The 24671-nt window shown below is 71.5% G+C and carries 22 protein-coding genes; 8 read left to right on the forward strand and 14 right to left on the reverse strand.

Going from position 1 to position 24671, the window contains the following annotated elements; all coding sequences use genetic code 11:
- Positions 1-13: 13 nt before the first annotated feature.
- Positions 14-691, reverse strand: a complete 678-nt coding sequence (locus ABH929_RS05800; protein ID WP_404560446.1) for a CPBP family intramembrane glutamic endopeptidase — start codon at positions 689-691, stop codon at positions 14-16.
- Between the two features lie 219 nt (positions 692-910).
- On the opposite strand from ABH929_RS05800, the gene ABH929_RS05805 reads away from it, so the two are divergent.
- Positions 911-1132 carry a hypothetical protein gene (locus ABH929_RS05805; protein ID WP_404560447.1) on the forward strand — a complete coding sequence of 74 codons (222 nt, stop codon included), beginning with the start codon at positions 911-913 and terminating at the stop codon, positions 1130-1132.
- Positions 1133-1249: 117 nt separating this feature from the next.
- Here the strand turns inward: ABH929_RS05805 and ABH929_RS05810 are convergent, their stop codons facing one another.
- The 6 genes from ABH929_RS05810 to ABH929_RS05835 form a co-directional block, all read right to left on the reverse strand.
- Positions 1250-1435: a hypothetical protein gene (locus ABH929_RS05810; RefSeq protein ID WP_404560448.1), complete on the reverse strand. Its 186-nt coding sequence runs from the start codon at positions 1433-1435 to the stop codon at positions 1250-1252.
- A 94-nt stretch (positions 1436-1529) separates the two neighbouring features.
- Complete coding sequence (locus ABH929_RS05815) at positions 1530-2852, reverse strand: cytochrome P450 (RefSeq protein ID WP_263092110.1); 1323 nt, start codon at positions 2850-2852, stop codon at positions 1530-1532.
- Positions 2853-2900: 48 nt separating this feature from the next.
- Positions 2901-4400, reverse strand: coding sequence for an FAD-dependent oxidoreductase (locus ABH929_RS05820; RefSeq protein ID WP_263092111.1), 1500 nt, complete (start codon positions 4398-4400; stop codon positions 2901-2903).
- A gap of 228 nt (positions 4401-4628) precedes the next feature.
- Entirely contained in the window at positions 4629-5381 is a 753-nt protein-coding gene (locus ABH929_RS05825; protein WP_263092112.1) for a CPBP family intramembrane glutamic endopeptidase, read from the reverse strand.
- A gap of 77 nt (positions 5382-5458) precedes the next feature.
- Positions 5459-6424: an SDR family NAD(P)-dependent oxidoreductase gene (locus ABH929_RS05830; protein ID WP_404560449.1), complete on the reverse strand. Its 966-nt coding sequence runs from the start codon at positions 6422-6424 to the stop codon at positions 5459-5461.
- A complete protein-coding gene (locus ABH929_RS05835; protein ID WP_404560450.1) occupies positions 6421-7356 on the reverse strand; it encodes an alpha/beta hydrolase family protein in 936 nt (311 codons plus the stop codon). The genes ABH929_RS05830 and ABH929_RS05835 overlap by 4 nt, the downstream gene beginning before the upstream one ends.
- Positions 7357-7488: 132 nt before the next feature.
- On the opposite strand from ABH929_RS05835, the gene ABH929_RS05840 reads away from it, so the two are divergent.
- Positions 7489-8142, forward strand: coding sequence for a TetR/AcrR family transcriptional regulator (locus ABH929_RS05840; protein ID WP_404560451.1), 654 nt, complete (start codon positions 7489-7491; stop codon positions 8140-8142).
- 83 nt (positions 8143-8225) lie between these two features.
- Here ABH929_RS05840 and ABH929_RS05845 read toward each other — a convergent pair whose 3' ends face one another.
- The 4 genes from ABH929_RS05845 to ABH929_RS05860 all read right to left on the reverse strand — a co-directional run bounded on the left by ABH929_RS05845 (position 8226) and on the right by ABH929_RS05860 (position 10908).
- Positions 8226-9056: an SDR family NAD(P)-dependent oxidoreductase gene (locus ABH929_RS05845; protein WP_205463982.1), complete on the reverse strand. Its 831-nt coding sequence runs from the start codon at positions 9054-9056 to the stop codon at positions 8226-8228.
- A 137-nt stretch (positions 9057-9193) separates the two neighbouring features.
- Entirely contained in the window at positions 9194-9745 is a 552-nt protein-coding gene (locus ABH929_RS05850; RefSeq protein WP_263092117.1) for a cysteine hydrolase, read from the reverse strand.
- A 62-nt stretch (positions 9746-9807) separates the two neighbouring features.
- Positions 9808-10332 (reverse strand): hypothetical protein, encoded by a 525-nt coding sequence (locus tag ABH929_RS05855; RefSeq protein ID WP_404560452.1) that lies wholly within the window; start codon positions 10330-10332, stop codon positions 9808-9810.
- Between the two features lie 15 nt (positions 10333-10347).
- Positions 10348-10908 (reverse strand): hypothetical protein, encoded by a 561-nt coding sequence (locus ABH929_RS05860; protein WP_404560453.1) that lies wholly within the window; start codon positions 10906-10908, stop codon positions 10348-10350.
- 146 nt (positions 10909-11054) lie between these two features.
- Here ABH929_RS05860 and ABH929_RS05865 point away from each other — a divergent pair, with 146 nt between their 5' ends.
- Together ABH929_RS05865 and ABH929_RS05870 are read left to right on the forward strand one after the other, a co-directional pair.
- Positions 11055-12233 (forward strand): sensor histidine kinase, encoded by a 1179-nt coding sequence (locus tag ABH929_RS05865; protein WP_404560454.1) that lies wholly within the window; start codon positions 11055-11057, stop codon positions 12231-12233.
- Positions 12230-12892, forward strand: a complete 663-nt coding sequence (locus ABH929_RS05870; RefSeq protein ID WP_404560455.1) for a response regulator — start codon at positions 12230-12232, stop codon at positions 12890-12892. The genes ABH929_RS05865 and ABH929_RS05870 overlap by 4 nt, the downstream gene beginning before the upstream one ends.
- Here the strand turns inward: ABH929_RS05870 and ABH929_RS05875 are convergent.
- Together ABH929_RS05875 and ABH929_RS05880 are read right to left on the reverse strand one after the other, a co-directional pair.
- Positions 12785-13576, reverse strand: coding sequence for a hypothetical protein (locus ABH929_RS05875; RefSeq protein WP_404560456.1), 792 nt, complete (start codon positions 13574-13576; stop codon positions 12785-12787). The two genes, ABH929_RS05870 and ABH929_RS05875, sit on opposite strands and share 108 nt — an antisense overlap.
- Before the next feature lie 5 nt (positions 13577-13581).
- Positions 13582-14598, reverse strand: a complete 1017-nt coding sequence (locus tag ABH929_RS05880) for a zinc-binding dehydrogenase (protein ID WP_404560457.1) — start codon at positions 14596-14598, stop codon at positions 13582-13584.
- Positions 14599-14793: 195 nt separating this feature from the next.
- Here ABH929_RS05880 and ABH929_RS05885 point away from each other — a divergent pair, with 195 nt between their 5' ends.
- The 4 genes from ABH929_RS05885 to ABH929_RS05900 all read left to right on the forward strand — a co-directional run bounded on the left by ABH929_RS05885 (position 14794) and on the right by ABH929_RS05900 (position 21768).
- Positions 14794-15681 (forward strand): serine hydrolase domain-containing protein, encoded by an 888-nt coding sequence (locus ABH929_RS05885; protein ID WP_404560458.1) that lies wholly within the window; start codon positions 14794-14796, stop codon positions 15679-15681.
- A 78-nt stretch (positions 15682-15759) separates the two neighbouring features.
- Entirely contained in the window at positions 15760-16470 is a 711-nt protein-coding gene (gene mtnN / locus ABH929_RS05890; protein WP_248704794.1) for a 5'-methylthioadenosine/S-adenosylhomocysteine nucleosidase, read from the forward strand.
- A 315-nt stretch (positions 16471-16785) separates the two neighbouring features.
- Positions 16786-18771 carry a potassium transporter Kup gene (locus tag ABH929_RS05895; protein ID WP_404560459.1) on the forward strand — a complete coding sequence of 662 codons (1986 nt, stop codon included), beginning with the start codon at positions 16786-16788 and terminating at the stop codon, positions 18769-18771.
- Between the two features lie 162 nt (positions 18772-18933).
- Complete coding sequence (locus tag ABH929_RS05900; RefSeq protein ID WP_404560460.1) at positions 18934-21768, forward strand: choice-of-anchor G family protein; 2835 nt, start codon at positions 18934-18936, stop codon at positions 21766-21768.
- A gap of 302 nt (positions 21769-22070) precedes the next feature.
- On the opposite strand, the gene ABH929_RS05905 is transcribed toward ABH929_RS05900, so the two are convergent.
- On the reverse strand, positions 22071-24497 hold the full coding sequence (locus tag ABH929_RS05905; RefSeq protein WP_404560461.1) for an ABC transporter: 2427 nt from the start codon (positions 24495-24497) through the stop codon (positions 22071-22073).
- Positions 24498-24671 lie beyond the last annotated feature (174 nt).

Genomic DNA, 24671 nt, shown 5'->3' on the forward strand with positions numbered 1-24671 from the left:
CCTCTCGTTGGTCTCAGTTGGTGGCGACGGCCGGCGATGCCGGGTCGTCGTGGCGTGCGCGGCGGGGTTCGTCGGCGTCGGCTCGCCCTTCGGCGTCACCACGCGTGGCGATGAACCCGACGATCGCGAACGCGTCGTACGCGAACGTGGCTATGGTCGCGATGAGGAGCGCCGTGTTGCTGCCGGTGGAGACGGATTCGTCGATGCCGCCGGCGGCGAGTGCGGTCGACGGGTCGGTCATCGCGTGCAGCAGCATCGGCCAGACCAGGTTCCCGCCGACGCGCATCGTCAGGTACATGCTGATGCCGAACCCGAACGTGTAGACGACCGTGAACAGCACAGTACCGATGGGCTGTCCGGAGAGCGCGTTCGTCAGGTGCAGCAGCGCGAAGATCAGCGAGGAGAGCACCATGACGCTCCACTCCTTGTGCCCGCCGCGACGGAGCAGGGCCACGCCGAGTCCGCGGGTCAGGATCTCCTCGGAGAACCCGATGAACAGACCCGCGATGAGCAGCGCGACGACGACACCGGGGGTGTAGCGGCTGTAGGGGGCGCCGACGAGGTGGAAGACGGCGGCGGCCGCGACGAGGATCGGTGCCGCCCACATCCACCAGCGTCCGCGCACGGGCTGCGGGCCGAAGAGTGGCCGCGGGACGAAGCCGATGCTCCGTGCGAACACCAGCAACACCACCGAGCCGATGAGACCGTCCTTCGCCGCTGCCAGGTGCGTTCTAGGCTGCTCAGGCCGTGGAACGAATCCCCGAAACTCCTGGAACGCCCGTCAGTACTTGGCTCCGCGATCCGCGTCACCACTGGTATCCGCGAATAAGCCGAACACCTCGCTGCCTGCGTCTGGTTCGGTGATCTGACTTTCCGGCGTCGCGGCATCGCATGTCACGGTCGGAAGCACATGGCACGACTTCTCCCACATCAGGTTTCGGTCGCGGATGCGCACCGGTTGTGGGACTTCGTCGCCGGCTCGGAGCAACGGTGGCTCACACAGCTCGCGCACTGGCTCGTGGCAACCGAAGGACCGATCAAAGCCCTCGACTTCACGGTCGATTCGCTGGTGCCGCTCTGGGCATGGTACGTGGAGTGGTACCGCGGCGGCCTCCCCGGCGTGCCCGACTGACGCACCCTCTGTGCGCATGACGACGATGCGACCAGTGGCGCTCTCCACCACGAGGTGGCGCGTGCGACGCGGGAGTTCGCTGGCCGTCCCCGGATGGATGCGACGCCAGGTGCCGTGTCAGGAGCCGTGCCCGCCGTGACCACCGGCATCCGGCGGCGTCGGCTGGCCACCCTGCATCGTCGACGCGGCCCCGTCCGGGACACCGCGGCCGTGCTTGCTCGTGAACCACCCGAAGAAGTGACCCACCCAGGCGATGATCGCGACGGCGACGCTCGCGATGACGAACCACAGCTCCGAGGACATGACCGCACGGTACCGGACCCACGACTGCTCCACAACGGAGTCGGAATCCGCTCACGACAGATGGGCTCAGTCGGGTCGGTCACGGGACCTCGCATCACTTCGTCGCCGGCGATGTCGGTGGTTCGCGTCGATCGCGTCCGACCGCGGGGCGTACGCCGTCGAAGGTGATGCGCAGCTCGCTCGGTCCGCGGAGGAGTGCGTTGCGGCGGTAGGGCGGCGGGTCGATGACCAGTTGCGGGTTGATGAGGCGCTCGAAGAGGCCGGCGAGAGCGATCTGGGTCTCCAGTCGTGCCAGCGGCGCCCCGAAGCACGCGTGGATGCCGGCGCCGAAGCTGAGGTGGTCGTTGCCAGCACGGTGCGGGTCGAACTGGTCCGGGTCGACGAAGTGGCGAGGGTCGCGGTTGGCGGCCGCCCATGCGATCCAGACCGGTGAACCGGCGGGGATGGTGACGCCGGCAACGGTGACGTCGGCGAGGGCGATGTACTTCGGTGTCACCTGGGCGGGCGGTTCGACGCGGATGAGCTCTTCGAACACCTGCGCGATCGTGTGCGGGTGGTCGCGGATGAGGTCGATGGTCTCGGGATGGCGCAGCAGGGTGAGTGTGCCGTTCGCGATCATGTTGACGGTGGTCTCGTGCCCGCCGATGAGCAGCATGATGGACGTGTTCAGGACCTCGGCGCGCGACATCGGCCCGTCGGGGCCGTGGTCGTTGACGAGACCGGACAGCAGGTCACCGTGCGGCGTGCCCTTCCGGGCGTCGGCGAGGTCGCCGAGGTAGGCCGCCATCTCGCGGGATGCGTCGTCGGCTTCGCGGCGCTTGACCGCAGCGTCTGCGTCGTCGACCGCTTCCGGGGGCGCGATGATGGCTTGGCTCCACTCGTGGAAGCGGGGCTCGTCCTCCGCGGGGACGCCGAGCACGTCGCAGATCATCGCGACGGGGAGCGGGTACGCGAAGGCTTCGACGACGTCGATCTCCGTGCGGCCGGCGAACCCGTCGATGAGGTCATGGGTGATGGCGTCGATGTCCTGGCGGAGCCCGTCGATGTAGTCGGCGGCGTGCGGCGGCCCGAAGTGGCGCATGGTCTGCCGGCGGAGCCGGTCGTGGACCGGCGGATCCGTCATCACGAACGCGGACGTCAGCCCGGGCTCACCGGCGTCGGTGCCCTCCTTGCGGTGCGCGGCCATCGGGTCGGAGCTGATGCGGGGGTCGTGGACGAGCTGCAGGATCTCGTCGTACCCGGTGATGAGGAAGGCGCCGTTGTCGAGCTGCTGCACCGGCTGGGTGCGGAGCTGCTCGTAGTGGGGGTTGGGGTCGGGTCGGCTGTCCTGCTCGAGCAACGTCTCCCAGGTCGCCGACGCGGTCGCTGTCGTCGGTGCGGCGTCGGTGGTCGGTGTGGTCTGCGGGGTGTCGGTCATCGTGTTCTGCTCCTGGTGGGCTCGATCGGTGGCGGGCGATGCCGAGCGCTACCGCGCCGCTGACAGCCTGGTGTCGGCGGCGGGATCGACCGTCGGGTCTTCGAGGGGGAAGGCTGCTCCGGATTCGATCTGCGCCCGGTAGTACGGCAACCACTTCGACTGGTTCACGGCGACCGCGGCGACCAGACGTCCGTCACGGCCGAACGTGACCACAGCGGATCGCTCGCCGAGGGATCCTTGTGTGACCTGTGCGGTGTCGGCGATCGCCGGCTCTCCCGCCGCTTTGAGCACCTGCCCGAACTGCGTCGTCCAGAACACCGGCACGTCCCGATGGGGTGTGTCCGTACCGTGCACCATGTTCCGCGCTGCGGTCTCGGCCTGTCCGACGGCGGCGCCCCAGTGTTCACTCGTCCACACGCCGGGCCCGGCAAGGGGGTTCGGGTGCCGGGCGATGTCCCCGGCGACGAACACGTCGAGCAGGGGCTGCCCGTCGGTGCCGAGGGCGTGCTGGGCAGCGTCGCAGAGCACACCCCCGTCGTCACTCGCGACGCCGGATCCGGCGAGCCATTCGTTGTTCGGGACGGCACCGATCGCGACGACGGCCACATCGACGTCGATCGTGGAGCCGTCGGTGAGCTGCGCTGCGATCAGTCGTCCCCCGTCGTCACCGAGCATGGCGGTGACGCCGGTGCCGCTCCGGAGATCGACGTCGTGCTCGCGGTGGAGCGCACGCATCATCTCGCCGACGGCCGTCCCGAGGAGTTTCGCCATGGGTGCCGGCCCACGGTCGACGACGGTGACGGGGATGCCGAGGCTGCTGCAGGAGGAGGCGATCTCACCGCCGGTGAAGCCGCCGCCGATCACCAGCACCCTCGTGGTGCGGTCCGTCAGTCGTTCGCGGATCGCGGCCGCGTCATCGGCGGTGCGGAGCACGAAGACACCGTCCAGCGCTGCTTCGGCGGTGACGGGCCAGGGGCGTGAACGACGGCCGGTGGCGATCAGCAGGCGGTCGTAGTCGACTCGCGCACCGTTCTGCAGGAGCACCTGCCTGGCTCCGGTGGCGAGGGACGTGGCAGTGTTGCCGAGCCGCCAGTCGACGTCGAGGTCCGCGGCGTGCGGCAACCGTGTCGAGGTGGTGCCGGCAACGCCCGTGAGCACCTGTTTCGACAGCGGCGGACGGTCGTAGGGCAGGTGCGGTTCGTCACCGAGCACGGTGATCGTGCCGGTGAACCCGGAGGTGCGGAGCGTCTCGGCTGCAGTCAGACCAGCCAACGACGCGCCGACGACGACGACTCGTCCGTCCGCGGTGAGCGGAGCGTGCACTGGTTCAGCGGTGTCGGCTGCTCGTACCGGCAGACGTGCGCCCCCGACACGGATCGCCTGGACGGGGCACGCGGCTGCGGACTGCAGCACCCGGAACCGTTCGGCGTCGGAGGGATTGGGGTTGTAGGCGAGTGCTTCCTCGCCCTCGAACCGGAACACCCCCGGCGCGAGGAAGCAGCACTGCGCATAGCTCTGGCATTTCGTCATGTCGACCGCGATCTCCACGAAGACCTCCCGGGCTCTCGTTGTGGGACGTCTCCATCGTCCGCGGCGCACCACCCGGTGTCGTCCGCGGTCGCGGTAGTCCGATCACTGCGATCGCAGTACGACGGGCGCGCCCACATCTGCTGGCGTGATGACCGGATGCAGTTGCGAGGCCCGCCGGCCCGCCGGCCCTCCGCACGAGGCGGTGGACGATCGATCGAACGAACGCAGTGCGCAGTACCGCCCCGCTCAGGAACTCGTGGCGGCTCCGATGATCGCGCCGGTGAAGAGCACCCAGTCGTTGATGATGTGTGCGCCGGTGCTGACCGCAATGTTCTTCGTGCGGATGTACGCGAGCGTGAGGACCAGCCGTGCGACGCCGATGATCAGGAACGCCTGCGCGAAGTTCCATCCGTAGGTCGGCAGGTGCGCTGCACCGAACCAGATCGCGGTCGCGAGCCAGGCGATGAGGATGCCCTGGGTGCGGGTGAGTCCGATGCGGTGGCACAACGCCATGACCGCCAGGAACGGCAGGATGGTGAAGAGCTCCTCGCCCAGCAGCTGGATCGCGGTCCCGACGTAGAACGCGACGATCTCACCCGCGCCGTGGATGCCGTCGGTCGCGGTGTTGGCGTTGGTGCCGAAGATCGCCTTCACGATGATCCCGACCGTGAACGACACGATGAGGCTGAGGATCGCGAAGACGATCATGGTGCCGAAGTCGCGTGCGGTGGTGCGTTGGAAGATGCGCGCCCAGTGCCGTCTCGTGAAGGCGATGAGGACGGCGAGCATGATCGCGGTGAAGAGGAACCGAGGCACGAGCGACTGGATGTTGTCCGCCGCCGGGTAGAAGCTCAGTACGGTGATGCCGGCGACGCACGCGATGATGATCGTCACCCACTGCCAGGCTGCGATCCGGATCGGGTCTCCGTCGTAGAAAGGGAAGTCCCGACCGTCTGCTCGTTCGATCGCCCTGCCGTAGCGTCGAGCATCTGTGGCCATGGTGTTCCCCCTCGTACGTTGCATCGCCCTGAGTCGCGACTCGTCTCCGCCGAAAGCTACCAGCGGGCGCGACGCCCTCACGCGGTCAGCCGCACACTGACCTCCCACAACCGCCGGGCGTCGTCGGCGTCGAGCATCGTCGAGTTCGCGTCCGACGGGATGCTGTCCGCGGTGAGCGGCCGGACCTCGTCGTCGATCACGGCGACGTCGCTGTCCTTCAGGTAGACCCCGCCGACGCCGTCGAGCAGCGGGCTCGCGGCACCGAACACGAGGGTCGCTGCCCCCTGCTCGATCGTCTTCTTGCCGTGTTCGGGGTCGATGACCGTCGCGCCGTCGTCGTCGACCAGCCCCTGCTCGCGGTACGAGGCGATCCGGGACCCGGGGCCGATGATGACGCCGGGGTGCGCGGCGAAGGAACGGATGCCCCGGTCGGCGTACCGGCGGTCGAGTTCGACCGTGAACAGCACGTTCGCCCGTTTGGACTGCCCGTAGGCGGCGGCCGCGTCGTAGCCGCTGGCGAACGCCGGGTCGTCCCACCGGATCTGTCCGAAGCGGGCGGCGCCGGACGTGACGTTGAGTACCCGCGCACCACGGGCCTCCAGCAGGGAGGGGAGGAGCGCCCGCGTGAGCCGGAAGTGCCCGAGGTGGGACGTCGAGAACGACAGCTCGTTGCCGCGTGCGTCGAGCCGCCGGTCCGGTGCGAAGAGCATCGCGGCGTTGTTCACCAGGGCGTGGAGCGGCCGGCCGGAGGCCGTCCAGCGTGCGGCGAAGGCGTCGATCGACGCCGGATCGGTCAGGTCGAGCTGCTCGACCCGGACGCCGGGGATGCCGGCGACGGCGGCGCTCGCGCGGTCGGTGTCGCGGGAGGCGATGGTGACGACGGCACCGGCGGCGGCGAGGGCGCGGCTGGCCTCGCGGCCGAGCCGGCCGTGGCCGCCCGTGACGACGACGTTGCGCCCGGTCAGGTCGACGCCGTCTAGGACCTCGGTGGCGGTGGACGACGCGGTGAAGGGGGTGGGGAGCGGGTGCTGGTCGGTGATCACGAGTGGTCCTCCTTGGAGTCGATGTGGCCGACGGCGGCTTCGGCGGAGGCGGAGGCGATGGCGGCGGCCGTCGCGGACCACGCATCGGCGTCGAGCCCGAGCGCGGTCCGGAGGAACGCCGTCGTGGTGCGGCGGACCAGGTCCACGCGCTCGGGGCTCTCGTCGGTCGTGGCGGTGGACGCGTAGTCCTGGATGCCGCCGAGCAGGTGCTCCCCGCCGTGCACGGTCACCAGGTGCCGGGCGCCAGGGCTGTGGTGGTACACGTCGGTGAACCAGTCCGGCCCGCGCGTGGAGAGCTGGGACTGGTCGTGGTCCCCGGCGACGACGAGCGACGGGGTGTGCAGCTGGCTGAAGTCCGGGCTCATGAACGCGAAGTGCTCCTGGGCGAACGGCGTCAGGTCCCCGCGGGCGATGCCGGTGGTGGAGAGCAGGACCCCGGCGCGCACGCGGTGGTCGGTGCGGTCCTCGCCGGGCTGTCCGTCCGACCCGATCACCCGGGCGCCGAGGAGCATGCCGACGGACTGGCCGCCCCACGAGTGCCCGGCGACCGCCAGGTTCGCCTGGTCGACACGTCCGGCGAGACCGGGGACGGCGGCGATGACGACGTCGAGGTCGTCGATGACCCGCTCGAGGTCGTCGACACGGGTCTGCCAGATCGTCGCGTAGCGGGGGTCGTCGAGCGTCAGGCCGTAGCCCGTCGAGTCGAGGAAGGTGGGCTGGACGACGACGAACCCGCCCGCGGTCCAGTGGTCGACGAGGGGGTCGCCGCCGGTCATCGACTGTCCGAAGCCGTGGGCGAAGACGATCACGGGCAGCTCGGTGCCCGTGGTCGGGGCGGTGATCCGGACCTCGAGGTCGTGGCCGCGTGTCGGCGCGGGCAGCGTGACGGGGCGCACGCTGATCACCTGGGGGTGCGGTGCTGTTGCTGGCATCGGGAGTCCTTCCGGAAGCGGACGTCACTCGAAACGGAGCGACGTTCCGAAACGATACGGAACAGCGCTCCGGATTGCAAGCGAAACGGATCGCCGTTCCGTTCCGAGGCCGGGACATGCGATGATCGGGGGATGAGCCCGCCGTCGAACGACACCGCGCCGTCGGACGACACCGCGCCGTCGAACGACACCGCGCCGCCCCGGCGTCGCCGCGACGTCGAACGGAACGAGCGGACGATCCTCGACGCCGCGGCCGGAGTCTTCGCCGCGTCCGGCGTCGGTGCGCCGGTGCGCGAGGTCGCCGCCGCCGCCGGCGTGGGAGTGGGTACGCTCTACCGGCACTTCCCGACCCGCTCGGACCTGGTCGTCGCCGTCTACCGGCACCAGATCGAGGCCCTGGCCGAGGCCGGCCCCGTGCTGCTCGCCTCGGCGCCGACCGCGTTCGACGCGATCCTGCGCTGGGTGCACCAGTTCGTCGACTTCCTCGGCACGAAGCACGGCCTGGCGCGGGTGTGGGAGGGCGACGCCGACGGCTTCACCGCGCTGCACACGCTGTTCGTCGACGAGCTCGTCCCGGTGCTGGGCCGCATGCTCGACGCCGCTCGTGCATCGGGCGAGGTGGTCGCGTCGGTGTCGCCGTACCAGCTGCTCCGCGCCGTCGGCGACCTGGTCGCGTGGAGCCCCCAGGACCCGGCCTACGACGTCCGCGCGATCGTGACGCTGCTGGTCACCGGCCTGCGGCAGGCGCAGCCGCCGGTCACGCCCGCGCCGACGACCGGCGCGTAGCGCGCCGACGACCGGCGCGGGCGCGCCGACGACCGGCGCGTAGCGCGCTGACGACCGGCGCGTAGCGCGCTGAACGCTCCCGGTCAGGCGGTGTGGAGCATCGCCACGCTCCGGTCCCACAGCTCGCGTGCCAGGTCGGCGTCCTCGGCCTGCGCGTTCGGTGCCGCCACCCTGCGCTTCACGTAGTACTCGCCGGTCGGGTAGTCGCGACCGGGGGTGTTGTCCGCCAGGTACACGAGCGTGTCGGCACCCTTCTCCGGGGTCGTCAGGAACACGTGGCGCAGGGGCGTGTGGTACACGAGGTACATCGGCGAGGTCTTGTCGTTCGAGAACCCGGTGCTGATCGTGCCGGGGTGGAACGCCGTCGACGTCACACCTCGGTCGCGGTACCGACGGTCGAGTTCCTTGGTGAACAGGATCTGTTCGAGCTTCGAGTCGCCGTAGGCCTTGGTGGCCCGGAAGTGCCGCTCAGCGTCGAGGTCGTCGATGTCGACGCGGCCGAAGAGCTTGTTCGCCACGCTCGAGGTGTTGATGACCGTTCCGCCGGACGCGATGAGCCGGTCCATCAGCAGCTCCGTGAGCAGGAACGGCGCCAGGTAGTTGACCTGGAACGTCAGTTCGTGGCCGTCGACGGTGACCTGACGGCCCGCACTGAAGATGCCGCCGGCGTTGTTGGCCAGCACGTCGATCCGGGGGCAGCGCTCGAGCAGGTCGTCGGCGAGCCCCCGGACGGCGGACAGGTCCGAGAAGTCGGCCACGAAGTGGTCGACGCCGAGGTCGCGGGCGACCCTTTCGGTCTTCGCGGGGTTGCGACCGACCACCACGACCTCGTTCCCGCGGCGGACGAGCTCCCGCGCAGCGGCGACGCCGATGCCGTCGCTCGCGCCGGTGATGACGATGGTCTTCGCGGCCATGGGTGCTCCTCGGGTCGGGGGCGAGCGTGCGCTCGGCTGCGTCCGTCCTACAGGGTCGGCCCTGAACGGACCACGTGACGGACGGGAGGCACGTGTCGGGCTGGCACCGTGCCTCCCGTCCGCCGTCCGGTCGCCGCTCAGGCCGCGCCCGGCCCCGCCAGGTCGGCCGTCTGCGTGACGACGCCGAGCGCGGGGAACACCGACCGGAACCGGTCTGCGTGGGCGTCGGGGTCCGGGTCGTTGGTGGCGTCCTCGACGAGGACGACGTCGTAGCCCAGGTCGTACGCGGCCCGAGCCGTGGACTCGACGCCGAACGTCGTCGCCTGACCGACCACGACCACCCCGGTGACGCCGTCGGCGCGCAACCGCTCGTCGAGGCCGGTGCCGGCGAAGGCGCTCCACCCGCCGCGGGTGAGGTTGCCGTCGGCGTCGGCCCGTTCGAGCAGCAGGGAGCCGTAGGCGACCGGAGCCGGGCGGGGGCCGCCGCCGTACTGGGTCGTGCCGGCCGGGGTCGCGGCGGGGTCGTGGCGGATGAAGACCACCGTGCCGCCGCCGCCACGGGTGGCGCGGGCGAGGGTCTCGACGTTGGTCACGACGGTCTCGACGGGGTGGGTGCGCTGGTACGGCGCGGTGCCGGCCTGCAGATCGACGACGAGCAGGGCGGTGTGTTCGGTGAGGGTTCGGGGCACCGGTCCAGGGTGCTCGATCGCTCCTCGCGGCGAGTACTGCGTCTGCGGTATCCCGGTCGCGGTCACCGGTCGGTCGGTGGGTGCGTGCACGCGTCGATCGCGGCGTACTCCCGGCTGAGTGCTGCCTGGTTCCGCTCGGTGCGCCACGACCGGATGCCGGGCGCAGCGGCCACAGCGGCGATCCACGCGCCAGCACCGACGAGGACCGGCGCGAGCGTCGGGTCCCCGCCGAGGGCGAGCAGACCGCCGAGCGCGACCGCCAGCAGGGCGACCGCGGAGCCCGCGGTGGCGACCACACCAGCCAACCGGGCCGGCTGCTGCTCGAGGGCCGCGATCCGGGCCAGCGCCCGCTCGGCACGACGTTCGAGGAGCGGTCGTGCCGGGTCTGGCCGGGTGCGCAGCCGCTGGAGCAGCAGGGACGTCGTGCCGAGCCGTCCGCCCTGCACGGTCACCGTCCAGCCGAACTGCTCCAGGGTGTGCCGGTGGAGCGGCACGAACGCCGTCGGCGCGTACAGCACCCGGGTCTCCAGGTGGCGGGGGACCGGCGCGTGCAGGACAGCGTCTTCCCGAGCGATGGTGTTCGTCATCGGGCTCGGCCCCGCTCAGGCGTTCCGGCGACGACTGGCTGCCTCGCACGCGCCGTAGACGACGTCGAACTGGCGGTCGACGGCCGGACGGATCCGCTTGGTGCGCGCCGCGCGGACGAGCTGGAAGGCCACGGGAGCGATCGCCCAGTTGACCAGCCCACCGGCCCCGACGAGGAACACCGTGACCGGGTCGAGCCCGCCGAGCAGGTCGGGGACCGCCACGGTGTCCTGCATGGCGAACACCGAAGCGGCCAGCAGGACGCTGCCGATCGCGCCGAGCGCGTACGCGACCACCGACGCCGCGGTCGTGCGGGAGCGTTCGAGCGAGTCGATCGTGGCCAGGGCGGCCTCGGCGTTCTGCTGGAGCTCGGTCAGCTCGACGGAGCGGTCGGTACGGTCGCGGCGGAGGCCGAGGGTGCGCCGACGGTTCAGTGCGCCCGTCCGGTCCGAGCCGTCGGACGTCCAGCCGAAGTTGCGGTAGGTGTCCGCGTACAGGGCGTCCTTGCCCCGTGGGACGTCGACGGTGCAGTAGTCGTACGTGGTGGCAGCGGGAGTGGCGGTGTTCGTCAGCGTCATGGTGGTTCCTCCGGTCGGTGCCGGATCGTTCCGGCCTGGTGTCGATCGTCCCGGGGACGCGCCGCGGGCAGGTCCCCGATCGGTGGTACCCCCGACTACTGCGTTCGCAGTAGCCGGACCGTTGACCCGCACGACAGGATGAGTGCATGCGGCGACTGCGGGCGATCTGGGGTTCGTGGCGTCCCGACGACCGCTGGGTGTTCCGCGGCACGGCCGCCGTCGTCCTGCTCGCGTGCGCGATCGAGTCGGGCCGGGTGATCGCGGCCGATGCCGGCCCGGGGCCCGGCATCGCGGTCGCCGCGACCGTGCTCGCCGTCGTCGCGGCGCCGTGGACACCGTGGACAGCGCTCGGGCTCGCCACGGTCGCCCCCGTGCTCGGAGGACTGTCCGGCTGGTCGCCGATCGTGACCTGGAGCTGCGCGGTGCTGCTGCTGTTCGCGGTGTCCTCGCGGCAGGGGCACCCGGTCCGCGCCGCGGCGATCGTCGCTCCCGGCGTGGTCATCGGCACGCTCCTCGCGCCGGGGGAGGGCGGTGCGGTGCCGACCGCCCTCGGCGCCCTCATCTCCGTCGTCGCCGCGGCGGCCATCGGCTCGGGGCTGCGGGTGCAGCACCAGTACCGGGCGTCGTTGGAACAGCGCGCCGCCGATGCCGTCGCCACGCGGGAACTCGAGGCCGAGCGCCGCGTGGCCGAGGAACGCGTCCGGATCGCGCGGGACCTGCACGACGTCATCGGGCACGAGATCGCGGTGGTCAGCATGCAGCTCGGGGTCGCCGAGGTCACCCTGCCCGCCGGGGCCGACGAGGCCCGGCGTGCGCTGGATGCCGCCCGGGACGGCGTGCGGAACGTCCTGACGGAGACCCAGCACGTCCTGACGGTGCTCCGTTCGGCGTCGAGCAGCGGCGCCGACCTCGACGACCCGACGGCTCCGGCCCCCGGCATCGAGCAGCTCCCCGGACTGGTCGCCTCGTACGAACGGATCGGCCTCGATGTCGATGCCCGACTGGACGACGTCGGCCCGGTCTCCGTGCCGATCGGTGTGACGGTCTACCGGGTGCTGCAGGAGTCGCTCACCAACGCCCATCGACACGGTGAGGGCCGGACGACCGTCACCCTCGCCCGCGCCGGTGACGACCTGGTGCTCGAGGTCCGCAACCCACGTCGCCGGACCCCGGCGGACGAGCCCGTCGCGGGTCGGACGGGCGGGCTCGGCCTGGTCGGCATGCGCGAACGCGTCGCCGCCGTCGGCGGATCCGTCCAGGCTGCGGCGGACGGCGTGCTGTTCGTCGTCCGGGTCCACCTGCCCACCGCGAACGGAGCACGATGAGCACACGAGTGATCCTGGTCGACGACCAGGACATGATCCGACTGGGGCTCCGTGCGATCCTCGACCGCCAGGACGGCATCGAGGTCGTCGGCGAGGCCGGGGACGGACTCGCCGCGGTGCAGACGGCGCTGTCGGTCCCGGCGGACGTCGTCATGATGGACATCCGGATGCCGGGCATCGACGGGGTCGAGGCGACCCGACGGATCCGCGCCGAACGCACCGCCGAGCAGGTGCGCATCGTCATGCTGACGACCTTCGACCAGGACGAACTCGTCTTCGCGGCGCTGCGTGCCGGGGCGAACGGGTTCCTCAGCAAGGCCGCGGGGCCGGCGGAGCTCGTGGCGGCGATCGAGGAGGTCGCAGCCGGCGGGGGCGCCCTGTCCGCGGCGGCCGCAGCGGCGCTCATCGGACAGGTCGCCAGCACACCCGCGTCCTCGGTCGACCCCGAGATGACCCGGCGCTTCGAAGCACTCACCGCTCGCGAGCGCGACGTCGTGGCGATGGTCAGCCGAGGTCAGGGCATCGACGCCATCAGCGCCGAGCTGTTCCTCTCACCGCTCACGGTCAAGACCCACGTGAACCGGGCCATGGCGAAGGTCGATGCCCGCGACCGCGCCCAGCTCGTGGCGTTCGCGTTCCAGGCCGGCCTGGTCGACTGAGGCCGACGCCGACCGAGGCGCCGGCGCTTCCGGGAACCGTCGCAGCGCCATCGCGAGCCCGATCACCGCGGCCACGCCGCCGAGGAACACCCCGCTCGCACCCGTGGACGCAGCAGCGTCCTCGGCGCTGCCCGCGAACGAGAGCAGTGCCGACTGGGTCAGCACGAGCAGGACCACCGCGGCGGCGATGTTCACGAGCTTCGTCGCCTCGACGAGCGGCTCCCCGTCCTTGCGCGCGGTCACCGCACCCCAGACCCCGATGCCCAGCTCCGCGAACGTCGCCGCCGCGATGACGATCGCCACCCACTGGTCGTAGTGCACGGGGTGCGCCCGCCCGACGAGCATCGGCACGCTGCACCCGACGAACACGACCGACATCGCGGTCACCGCACCCCCGATCCACCGGTGTCCGGCCTGCCGGAACCGCATCCGGTCGCCGTTCGCCGCATCGAACGCGAACGACAGCCGGTGCCGACGAACGGCCCAGACCTTCGCGGCCGCGACCCCGAGCGTGAAGACCACGGTCGCGGCGAGGAACAACGAGGGAGCCGCGCAGAACAGGACGACCTTCCACCCCGCCATCACGAGGCTGCTCGGCACCGACAGCACGGCGAGCACGAGCCCGCGGCGCGGCCGATCCCGCCACACCGTGACGGCGTACTGCACGGCGACCTTCCTGGTCACCGGCATCAGTCGAACGTGACGACGACCTTGTCGGCCGCACCGGGGGTCGCAGCCACCCGGAGGGCCTCGAGCACGTCGCTCGCCGGGAAGACGTCGCTGACGATCTGCGCGTACGCCCCGGGGTTCGCGATGATGTGCTCGGTGACGTCGAAGATCTCGGTCGGGTACCCCATCGCGGTCACGATCGTCGGCTCGACGGCCAGCAGGTCACCGAAGTCGACCTCCACGGGCCGCTTGTGCACCGCCACGATGCCGACCGTCGCGCGGTGCTTCGCCAGGCGCAGCGCCGTCTGCACGGTGGCCGGCACCCCGGCGGCGTCGAGCCAGACGTCGGTGCCGGACTTCCCGCCGTGCCCCACGCCGTCCCGTGCTTCGCCGTGCAGGGCGATCAGGCGCTCGTCGAGCGGCTCGTCCGCCGAGTTCACGACGGCATCGGCTCCGACGAGCAGGGCCTTCTCGAGCCGCGACGCGATCACGTCGACGACGACCACGTGCCCGACGCCGAGCGCCTTGTAGCTGATCACGGCGCCCAGCCCGATCGGGCCGGCGCCGAACACGACGACCGTGTCACCGGGCTGTGGCGCGGTCCGGTTGACGGCGTGCAGGGCGACGGCCATCGGCTCGTTGAGCGCGGCCACCTGCCAGGGCAGGTCCTGCGGGACGAGGGCGATGCTGGTGCCGAGCACGGCCTGCTCGACGAGCAGGAACTCGGAGAGCCCGCCGGTGGGGCCGCCGTTGCCGATGATGCCGCGTGGGTCGCCCATCGGGTTCACCACCACGTGGTCGCCGACGGCGATGCCCTCGACCGCGTCGCCGACGGCGGCCACCTCTCCGGCGACCTCGTGTCCGAGGGGCGTGTGCCCCTCACGCGGCGCGATGCCGCCGCGCGCGGCGTAGAAGGCGTCGGAGCCGCAGACCCCGCACGCCTTGACGGCGATCAGGACGTCGGCAGGGCCGACCTCGGGGACGGGCTCGTCGCAGATCTCGACGGATCCGGGGCCGGTGACGACGACGGTGCGCATGGTGCTCCTCACGTCACGAGCACGGGCGGCTCGGGACGGAACCATCTGACCAAGACGGCGACCTGCGCACGTACTGCGATCGCAGTAGCGCCGGGTCATCGGACGGGAGGCCCGTGGCGGACCCGCCACGTGCCTCCCGTCGGCTGTCCGGTTCCGTTCAGGGCACGCAGTCTGCTGCACGCGAGAGGATGGCGTGTGACCACCGCGACCAGCATCCTCGACGCGATCGTCCGGTACGTGGACGCGACCGGCTTCGGCGCCCACGGCCTGCACGTCCGGACTGCCGACGACGACATCGCCGAGCACCGATGGACGCCCGACGTGCGCGAGGAGATCCACTCCGCGGCCAAGGGCGTCTGCGTCCTCGCCACCGGGATCGCCGCCGACGAGGGCCTGGTGGACGTCGACGAACCGATCGCCGCTTCGCTGCCCGGGTTCGTGTTCGGGGACGGCGTCGACCAGGTCACCCTGCGACACCTGCTCACGATGACGAGCGGGATCGACATGCCCTGGTCGGCGACCGAGCTGACCGACTGGCCGGACCTAGCGGCCGAGTTCCTGCGACGGCCCTCGCGGGGTCGCGTGTTCCAGTACGCCAACGTCAGCACCTACACCGCCATGCGCGTGCTCGAGACACGCGTCGGCGACGTCGGCGCGTTCGTGTCCCGACGGCTGTTCGACCCGCTCGGCATCGAGGACGTGGAATGGCTGCGCTGCCCGAACGGGTACGTCGCCGCCGGCGAGGGCCTGGCGCTCCGCACCGAGGAGCTCGCGCGCCTCGGCCGGCTCATCCGCGACGGCGGCGTGGTCGACGGGCAGCGCATCGTCAGCGCCCGCTGGTGCGACGCGATGCACTCCGACTGGGTCGAGCGCGAGGGGACCGGACCCGGCTACCACCGCTACGCGATGGCCGGCTGGGGCGGTCCGGGGCAGCTGTGGCGGCTGCACGGGGCGTACGGGCAGATGCTGCTGTTCGACGACCACCCCGACGGCGACACCGTGGTCACGATCACGGCCGACGACCACTTCGGTGCCGACGCGATGGCCGCGTTCGTCGCCGAGGAGCTCGCCCGGCAGCGGTAGCCGGCAGCCGCAGGCGGCAGCGGTAGCCGGCGGCCGTCGCTGGCAGCCGTCGCGTCCCCGCCGTGCGAGGATCGGTCAGTGCAGGAACAGACGCCCGTCGCGATCATCATCGCGGCCATGAGCGAAGAGGTCTCCGCCTTCGCCGACCTGTTCGGCGGGGTCCCGATCCTCGACGGCCCGGTCGGCGGCCACGACCCGCACCAGCTGCTCGACATCGGCGGCGCCACCGTCGCCGTCCGCCGCAGCGGCATCGGCTTCACGAACGCGACGGCCGCCGTGGCACACGGCTTCCACGACTTCGGACCCGGCATCCCCGTGATCAGCGTCGGGACCGCTGGCGGCCTCATGCACGGCATCGCGATCGGGGACGTGATCGTCGGCGACCGGTACGTCAACCTCAACGCGGACGCCACCGCGTTCGGCTACGCCCTCGGCCAGGTCCCCGGCATGCCGACCGGGTACGCCCCGGACGCCCGACTGGTCGAGCTGGCGATGGCCGCCGACATCGCCTGGCCGCTGCGCTCGGCGACGATCGGCTCGAGCGAGGTCTTCGTCACCGAGGGGCGCGCCCGGACGCTCCGCGGCGCCTTCCCCGACGTGGCCGCCGTCGACATGGAGTCGGCCGCCATCGCCCAGTTCGCCCACGTCCACGACATGCCGTTCGTGTCGGTCCGCTGCATCAGCGACCTCTGCGCCCCCGACGGTGCCGAGTTCCGCGAGCACCTGGACGGTGCCGCGGCGCGCGCCGCCCGCGTGGTCCACGACCTGGTGCGCGGCCTGCGTCCCTGAGACCCGCACCGCCGTCGGACGGGAGGCGCGGTGCGGGCCCGCCCCGTGCCTCCCGTCCGCCCTGCGCGCACGACGAGAGCCGGTGCTGCCCGCGAAAGCGACGATCCTGCTGCACGGGGCACCGTCCGGTCCGGCATCGCGACAGATCTCCGCGAACTGTTCGCGGCACGCTGTCGCTTTCGCGGATTCGGGATCGCAGCGCACGTCGAGAGCCGCGGTGCGCACGCATGTGCGCCACCTGCGAGCGCATCCCGCGCACGGTGCGATGATGAGCGGCGGCCGTCGCCCGGACGGCCGGAGACGGAAGTGCCGAGCGTGACCGATACCCGCTCCGAGACCCCGACGGAACCGTCGAAGCCGACGGACCACACCACCCCCACGACCGAGGCCACCGACGACGGTGGCCACGGCCCGCGCAAGGGCGTCGCCGTCCTGGCGCTCGCCGCACTCGGCGTCGTGTTCGGCGACATCGGGACGAGTCCGCTCTACGCCCTGCGCACGGTGTTCACGATCGACGACGGCCTGGTGAAGGCCAACCAGGAAGACGTCTACGGCGTCATCTCGATGATGTTCTGGAGCATCACGATCATCGTCTCGATCAAGTACGTCCTGATCCTGATGCGCGCCGACAACGACGGCGAGGGCGGGGTGATGGCGCTCGCTGCCCTGGCCCGCCGGCTCTACGCGAAGCGTCGCGGTGGCGCGGTGATCTTCCTGGTGATCGGCATCGTCGGGGTCTCGCTCTTCTACGGCGACTCCGTGATCACCCCGGCCGTGTCGGTGCTGTCCGCGGTCGAGGGGCTCGGTACCGCAGCGCCGTCCGTCGAGCACCTGATCGTGCCGATCGCCGCGGTCATCCTGGTCGTGCTCTTCGCGGTGCAGCGCTTCGGCACCGGCAAGGTCGGCAACCTGTTCGGCCCGGTCATGCTGCTCTGGTTCGTCGTGATCGCCGCCGCCGGCGTCCCGCACATCCTCGAGCACCCCGGCGTCCTGCAGGGGCTCTCGCCGACGTGGGCGATCTCGTTCGCCTTCGCGCACCCGTACATCACGTTCGTGGCGATGGGGGCCGTGGTGCTCGTCATCACCGGTGCCGAGGCGCTCTACGCCGACATGGGGCACTTCGGACGGTCGCCGATCCTGAAGGCGTGGTTCTTCGTGGTGTTCCCGGCGCTCGTCCTCAACTACCTCGGGCAGGCGTCGCTGGTGCTGCGTGACCCGTCGGCGGCGAAGGACCCGTTCTTCCTGCTGTTCCCGGACGCGTTGCGGCTGCCCGTGGTGGTGCTGGCGACGCTCGCGACGGTGATCGCGAGCCAGGCCGTCATCTCCGGGGCGTTCTCGCTCACCCGCCAGGCGGTCCAGCTCGGGCTGCTGCCGCCGCTCACGATCCGGCAGACTTCGCGGCGGGAGAGCGGGCAGATCTACCTGCCCGCGGTGAACCTGCTGCTGTTCATCGGCGTGCTCGCGATCATGCTCGCGTTCCGGTCGTCGGCGAACCTGGCGACCGCGTACGGGGTGTCCGTCACCGGAGCCCTGGTCGTCGACACGCTCCTGCTCCTGCTCGTCGTCCGCCCGCTGTGGAAGTGGGCGACCTGGAAGCTCGTCGTCGCGGCGGTGGCGTTCGGCGGGCTCGAGTTGACCTTCCTCGCCGGCAACCTGTCGAAGATCATCCACGGCGGTTGGGTGCCGCTCCTCATCGCCCTGGCCGTGATCACCGTGATGACGACGTGGCGCCGTGGCCGGGCGCTCGTGCAGGAGGAACGCAAGGAACGCGAGGGGTCGCTCGCCGAGTTCATCGACCGCATCAACCAGGAGCACATCCCGCGGGTGCCCGGGGTGGCGGTCTTCCCGCACCCGAACAAGGAGACGACGCCGCTGGCGCTCCGGGCCAACGTCGAGCACAACCACGTGGTGCACCGGACCGTCCTGATCGTCTCGGTGCTCACCGCCAACGTGCCGCACGTCCCGCACGCGAAGGCGTTCTTCCGCGACGACCTCGGCTACGAGGACGACGGCATCGACCACATCACGGTGAAGTTCGGGTTCTCGGACGACCAGGACCTGCCGAAGGCCCTGCACGCCGCATGCCTGGCCGAGGTCCTGGACATCGACCCGGAGGAAGTGCTCCGGGCGTCCTACTTCATCTCCCGCGGAGCCCTCCGTCCGATGCCCGGCAACCGGGGGATGGTGGCCTGGCGGAAGAAGCTCTTCGTCGGACTCGCCCACAACGCCGCCGACCCCGCAGCACGCTTCGGTCTCCCCGCGCAGCGGACCGTGACGATGGGCAGCGACGTCGAGATCTGACGCACGTCGTGCGCCTGCGTTCCGCATCCGCGGAGCGCAGGCCCCCGTTCGGGGGTGATGGTCTTGTGCACCCGTTCAGGGTTACGCTCATCGGAACCACACCACAGCTGCAGGCAGCATCACCAACTGCCGGACCAGCACCAGGATCAGGAGCGAAGCCACATGAGGCTTGGAGTACTCGAGCGCGCCCAGAAAGACCCAGGGGCGTCCACTTCCACCCGATGGTCAGGCCGGAGCAAGGGCGTCGCGATCGTCACCGCAGCCCTCCTCGGCGCCGGCGGCAGCATCCTCGCCGCCGCCCCCGCGACGGCAGCGCCCGTCGCGTCGACCGGGCAGGGGCGCTTCCTCAGCGGCTCCGCGCTCGGTCTGAACCTCGACGACATCCTCACCGTGACCCCGGCGGACGCGGTCAACACCGGTGGGGCCACGGACACCGACGTCCACCCGCTCGACGTCACCGCGCTCAACGCGGTCAACGTCAACCTGGGCGGGGGCCTCAACCTGCTCGGGAACAACGGCATCCTCACCCTCGGTGCCGTCAACCAGTACGCCGCCGCCGACGCCGACGGCAGCTCCGTCGCCGCGTCCGGCGCGGTGACGAACACCGGCGGGATCGGCGTCGGCGGGCAGGACGGCGTCCCGCAGTCCAACGCCACGCTCGACCTGTCCGGTCTCATCGGGGCCGACCTGGCGGGCGCACTCGCGAACGCCCAGCTCGAGGTCGGCGCCGTCTCGGCCACCGCTGCCCAGGCAGCCGGTCCGGACGGTGCGCAGACGGGCGACTACGGCATCGCCGGACTCGACCTGTCGCTGACGAGCCCTGCGCTCGGCACCACCGTCACCGATCTCCGCACGACGCTCGGCACGCTGCAGCCGACCGTGGACAACCTCGAGGAACTGCTCACGGTGCTCGGCCCGCTCGTCCAGGTCGCGGGCATCCCCGACCTCGTCGCGGTGCTCGACTCCGCCACCGGCGACGTCACCAGCGCCGACGGGTCGATCACGGCGAACCTGCAGACCGGTGCGATCACGGTCGACGTCGCCGCAGTGCTGACCAACGCCGGCCTGGACATCAACAACCTGCCAGCGAACACCGAGCTGCTGCCGTACATCACGAACGCGCTCACGACCCAACTCCTGCCGGCGGTCACCACCGCGCTGCAGGGTGTCGTCACGCAGCTCACCACGTCACTGCAGGGCCTCTCGGTCACCGTGCTCGGCGTCCAGCTGCCGGTCGGGCAGGTCCTGCCGATCATCAACCCGGTCCTCGCGCAGGTCGTCGCCCCGATCAACCAGGTCGTCGCCGGCCTCGGTGAGACGGTCATCACGCCCCTCGCCGACGCCCTGACGACCGTCGTGTCGCTCCAGGCCAACGTGCAGGAGACCAGCGCCGACGGCGTCTTCACCCAGCGTGCCCTGCGCGTCGCACTGGTGCCGGCCGCCGGCACCGCCGTCGTCAACCTCGCCTCGGCTGCGGTCGGCCCGAACGCCGGTCCGCTCGCGGTCCCGACCATCACGACGCTCGACCCCGACAACGGGCCGGTCGCCGGTGGCACGGTCGTCACCGTCACGGGCACCGGTTTCACGGACGACGCCACGGTGTCGGTCGACGGTTCCGACCCGATCGAGGCGGACTCCGTCTCGGACGACGGCACCGAGCTGACGTTCACCACGCCGGCGCACGTCGTCGGCACGGTCGACGTCACCGTCACGACGCCCGCCGGTGAATCCGACCCGCTCGACTTCACCTACACCGACGACGCGGCCGCGGTCCCGACCATCACGACGCTCGACCCCGACAACGGGCCGGTCGCCGGTGGCACGGTCGTCACCGTCACGGGAACGGGCTTCACGGACGACGCCACGGTGTCGGTCGACGGTTCCGACCCGATCGAGGCGGACTCGGTCTCCGACGACGGCACCGAGCTGACGTTCACGACGCCGGCGCACGACGCCGGGACGGTCGACGTCACGGTCACCACGCCTGCCGGCACCTCGGACCCGCTCGACTACACCTACAACGCGGCACCCGCAGCGGTGCCCACGCTCACGACGCTCGACCCCGACAACGGGCCGGTCACCGGTGGCACGGTCGTCACCGTCTCGGGCACGGGCTTCACCGACGACTCGACGGTCTCGGTGGACGGCTCCGACCCGATCACGCCGGACAGCGTCTCGGACGACGGCACCGAGCTGACGTTCACGACGCCGGCGCACACCGCCGGTGCGGTCCCCGTGACCGTCACCAACGGCTCCGGCACCTCGGCGCCACTGCCGTACACGTACAACCCGGCCCCGGCCGCGGTCCCGACGATCTCCGCGCTGGACCCGGACAACGGTCCGGCCGCGGGTGGCACCGTCGTGACCGTCACGGGTACCGGCTTCACCGACGACTCCACGGTCTCGGTGGACGGCTCCGACCCGATCACCCCGGACAGCGTGTCGGACGACGGCACGACGCTCACCTTCACGACCCCGGCGCACGCCGCCGGTGACGTCGAGGTCACGGTGACGACCCCGGGTGGCACCTCCGACCCGCTCGTCTACACCTACAACCCCGCGTCGACCACGACGACCCCGCCGCCGGTGATCACCTCGCCGACCGACGGTGGCACCGTCACGACGCCCAACCCGCCGATCACCGGCACCGGCCAGCCCGGCGCGACCGTCACGGTCACCGTCGGCACGGTCATCGTCTGCACCGCGGTCGTCGCGGCCGACGGCACCTGGAAGTGCACCCCGATCGTCGGCTTCGGCCCGGGAACGGTGACCATCACCGCCACCCAGACCGGCGCTGACGGCACCTCGGCGGCGTCCGACCCGGTGACGTTCACCGTCCGTCTCGCGACCGCCGGCTCCGGTGGCGTCGGCGGCACCGGCCCGAACGGGACGCTCGCCTACACGGGTAGCGACCCGGCCCCGGTGATCGCCTTCGCGATCCTGCTGATGCTCGCGGGCGTCGGGCTCACCATCGCCCGCCGCTTCCGTCGGGCCTAGTCCGCACCACCAGCAGCGCCCGCCGGGATCCGTCCCGGCGGGCGCTGCTGCGTGCGTGCGTGTGCGTGCGTGCGTGCGTGCGAGTGCGGGTGCGTGCGCGTGCATGCGGGCGCACCGTGCGACGATCCACCACGTGATCGACGCGTGGAACGTCGGAACATGCGCACGCACCGGATGCGTGTGCATCGTGCGACACAGCACCGGTTGATCGACGCGTGGAACGTCGGAACATGCGCACGCACCAGCGGACGGGAGGCGCGGTGCCCGCCCGCCACGGGCCTCCCGTCCGCGGGTGGGTGCGATCAGCGCCCGAGCTGTTCCCGCAGGTACGGTGCGGTCCGGCTCTCGGTGGACGCCGCGACCTCGGCGGGGGTGCCGGTCGCGACGACGCGGCCGCCGTCCTCGCCGCCGGAGGGTCCCATGTCGATGACGTGGTCGGCACTCGCGACGACGTCCATGGCGTGCTCGACCACGACGACGGTGTTGCCGGCGTCGGTGAGGCGTGCGAGCTGTGCGGTCAGCAGCTCGACGTCGGCAGGGTGTAGGCCCGTCGTCGGTTCGTCGAGCAGGTAGAGCGTGTGCCCGGTGCGCGCGCGTTGCAGCTCGGTCGCGAGCTTGATGCGCTGGGCCTCGCCGCCGGACAGCTCCGGTGCGGGCTGTCCGAGTCGCAGGTAGCCGAGGCCGACCTGGCGCAGGGCCTCGAGCCCGCGGGCGGCTGCCGGCAGCGACGCCAGGAAGGGCGCCGCCTGGTCGACGGTCATGCTCAGGACGTCGGCGATCGACGCCCCGTCCCACTGCACCTCGAGCGTCTCGTCGTTGTAGCGCGCACCGTGGCACTCCGGGCAGGGCGCCCAGCTGCCCGGCAGGAACAGGAGCTCGACCGACACCGAGCCCTCGCCCTGGCACACCTCGCACCGACCGCCGGCCACGTTGAACGAGAAACGGCTGGCGGTCCAGCCGCGGGCCTTCGCGTCGTCGGTCGCGGCGAACGCGGCACGCACGGCGTCGAAGAGCCCGGTGTAGGTGGCGAGGTTCGAACGCGGGGTTCGGCCGATCGGCTTCTGGTCGACCTGCACGACACGGTCGACGAGCGGGTGCGACGTCGCGACGCCGGGCAGGACCCCGCCGACGAGCGACGACTTGCCGGAGCCACTCACGCCGGTGACCGCGGTGAGCACCCCGAGCGGCAGGTCGACGTCGAGACCATGCAGGTTGTGCAGCGTGAGGTCGCGCAGTTCGAGGGTCCCGACGGGGGACCGGACGGTGCGCTCGCCGTCGCTCCGGTCGCCCGGGTGCAGGAAGCGTCGGGTGACCGATGCCTCGACGTCGGCGAGACCGTCGACGGGGCCGCTGTACAGGACGGTGCCGCCGCCGGACCCGGCGCCCGGGCCGACGTCGACGATCCAGTCGGCGCGCCGCACGATGCTCATGTCGTGCTCGACGACGAAGACGCTGTTGCCGCCGGCGCGCAGGTCGTCGAGGACTTCGACCAGTGACTCGGCGTCGGCGGGGTGCAGGCCGGCGCTCGGTTCGTCGAGTACGTAGACGACACCGAACAGGCCGGAGCGCAGTTGTGTCGCGATGCGCAGGCGTTGCGTCTCGCCGGGGGAGAGCGTCGGGGTGGCCCGGTCGAGCGCGAGGTACCCGAGGCCCAGGCCGACGAGCACCTCGACCCGGGTGAGCAGGTCGCGGGAGATCGCGACGGCGACCTCGGTGTGCTCACCGGACGACGCACGCGAGGTCGCTGCGGCCGCGTCGGTCAGGGTCGCGATCGGGCGCAGGACGTCGGCCAGCGCCGTGAGCGGCAGGCCGTTCAGGTCGGCGATCGGGTGGCCGCCGACGGTGACCGCCAGGGCTGCCCGGGTCAGTCCGGTCCCGCCGCAGAGGCCGCACGGACCGGACTCGACGAACTGCAGCACCTTGGTCCGCTGCGTCTCGCTCTGCGAGTCGGCGAGGGTGTGCATCACGAACTGGCGTGCGCTCCAGAACCGTCCCTTGTACGGCTTCGCGACGCGGTCGCGCTTGGGGTGGACCTGGACGACGGGCTGCTCCTCGGTGAACAGCAACCAGTCGCGGTCCTGTCGGGAGAGCTCACGCCACGGCACGTCGATGTCGTAGCCGAGCACCGCGGTGACGTCGCGCAGGTTCTTGCCCTGCCACGCCCCGGGCCATGCCGTGATCGCGCCGTCGCGGATGCTCAACGACGGGTCGTGCACGGCCGAGGCCTCGGTGACCTCGTGGGCGATGCCGAGTCCGTGGCACCGCGGGCAGGCCCCGGCCACGGTGTTCGGCGAGAACGAGTCGGACTCGAGCCGGTCGGCCCCGGACGGGTAGGTGCCGGCGCGGGAGAACAGCATGCGCATCGAGTTCGACAGGGTCGTCAGCGTGCCGACGGTCGAACGGCTGCTCGGGGCACCGCGGCGCTGCTGCAGGGCCACGGCGGGTGGCAACCCGGTGATCGAGTCGACGTGCGGCGTCGAGCCCTGCGCGATGAGCCGTCGGGCGTAGGGAGCGACGGACTCGAGGAAGCGGCGCTGCGCCTCGGCGAACACTGTGCCGAACGCGAGCGAGGACTTGCCGGAGCCGGAGACGCCGGTGAAGGCGACGATGCGGTTGCGTGGGATGTCCACGTCGACGTCTTGCAGGTTGTGCTCACGGGCGCCGCGGACGCGGATGAAGTCGTCGGGCCCCGGTTGGTCGTCGGTCACGGTCGAGCGGGGAGCGGGCATCTGCTCGATGGTAGGCGGGTGCTGCTGAACGTGGTGCAGGGCCGTCCCGGTTGCCCGGGGCGGCCCTGCACGTGTGGTGGGGGTGTTACTTGATCTGTGCGGTGATGGTGGCGGTGCCGACGAGGAGGCCGCGCTTGACGGCGTCGGTGCCGAAGGTCTTGTTCAGCAGGCCGG

It is taken from the genome of Curtobacterium sp. AB7, assembly GCF_044909335.1.
Classification (GTDB): domain Bacteria; phylum Actinomycetota; class Actinomycetes; order Actinomycetales; family Microbacteriaceae; genus Curtobacterium.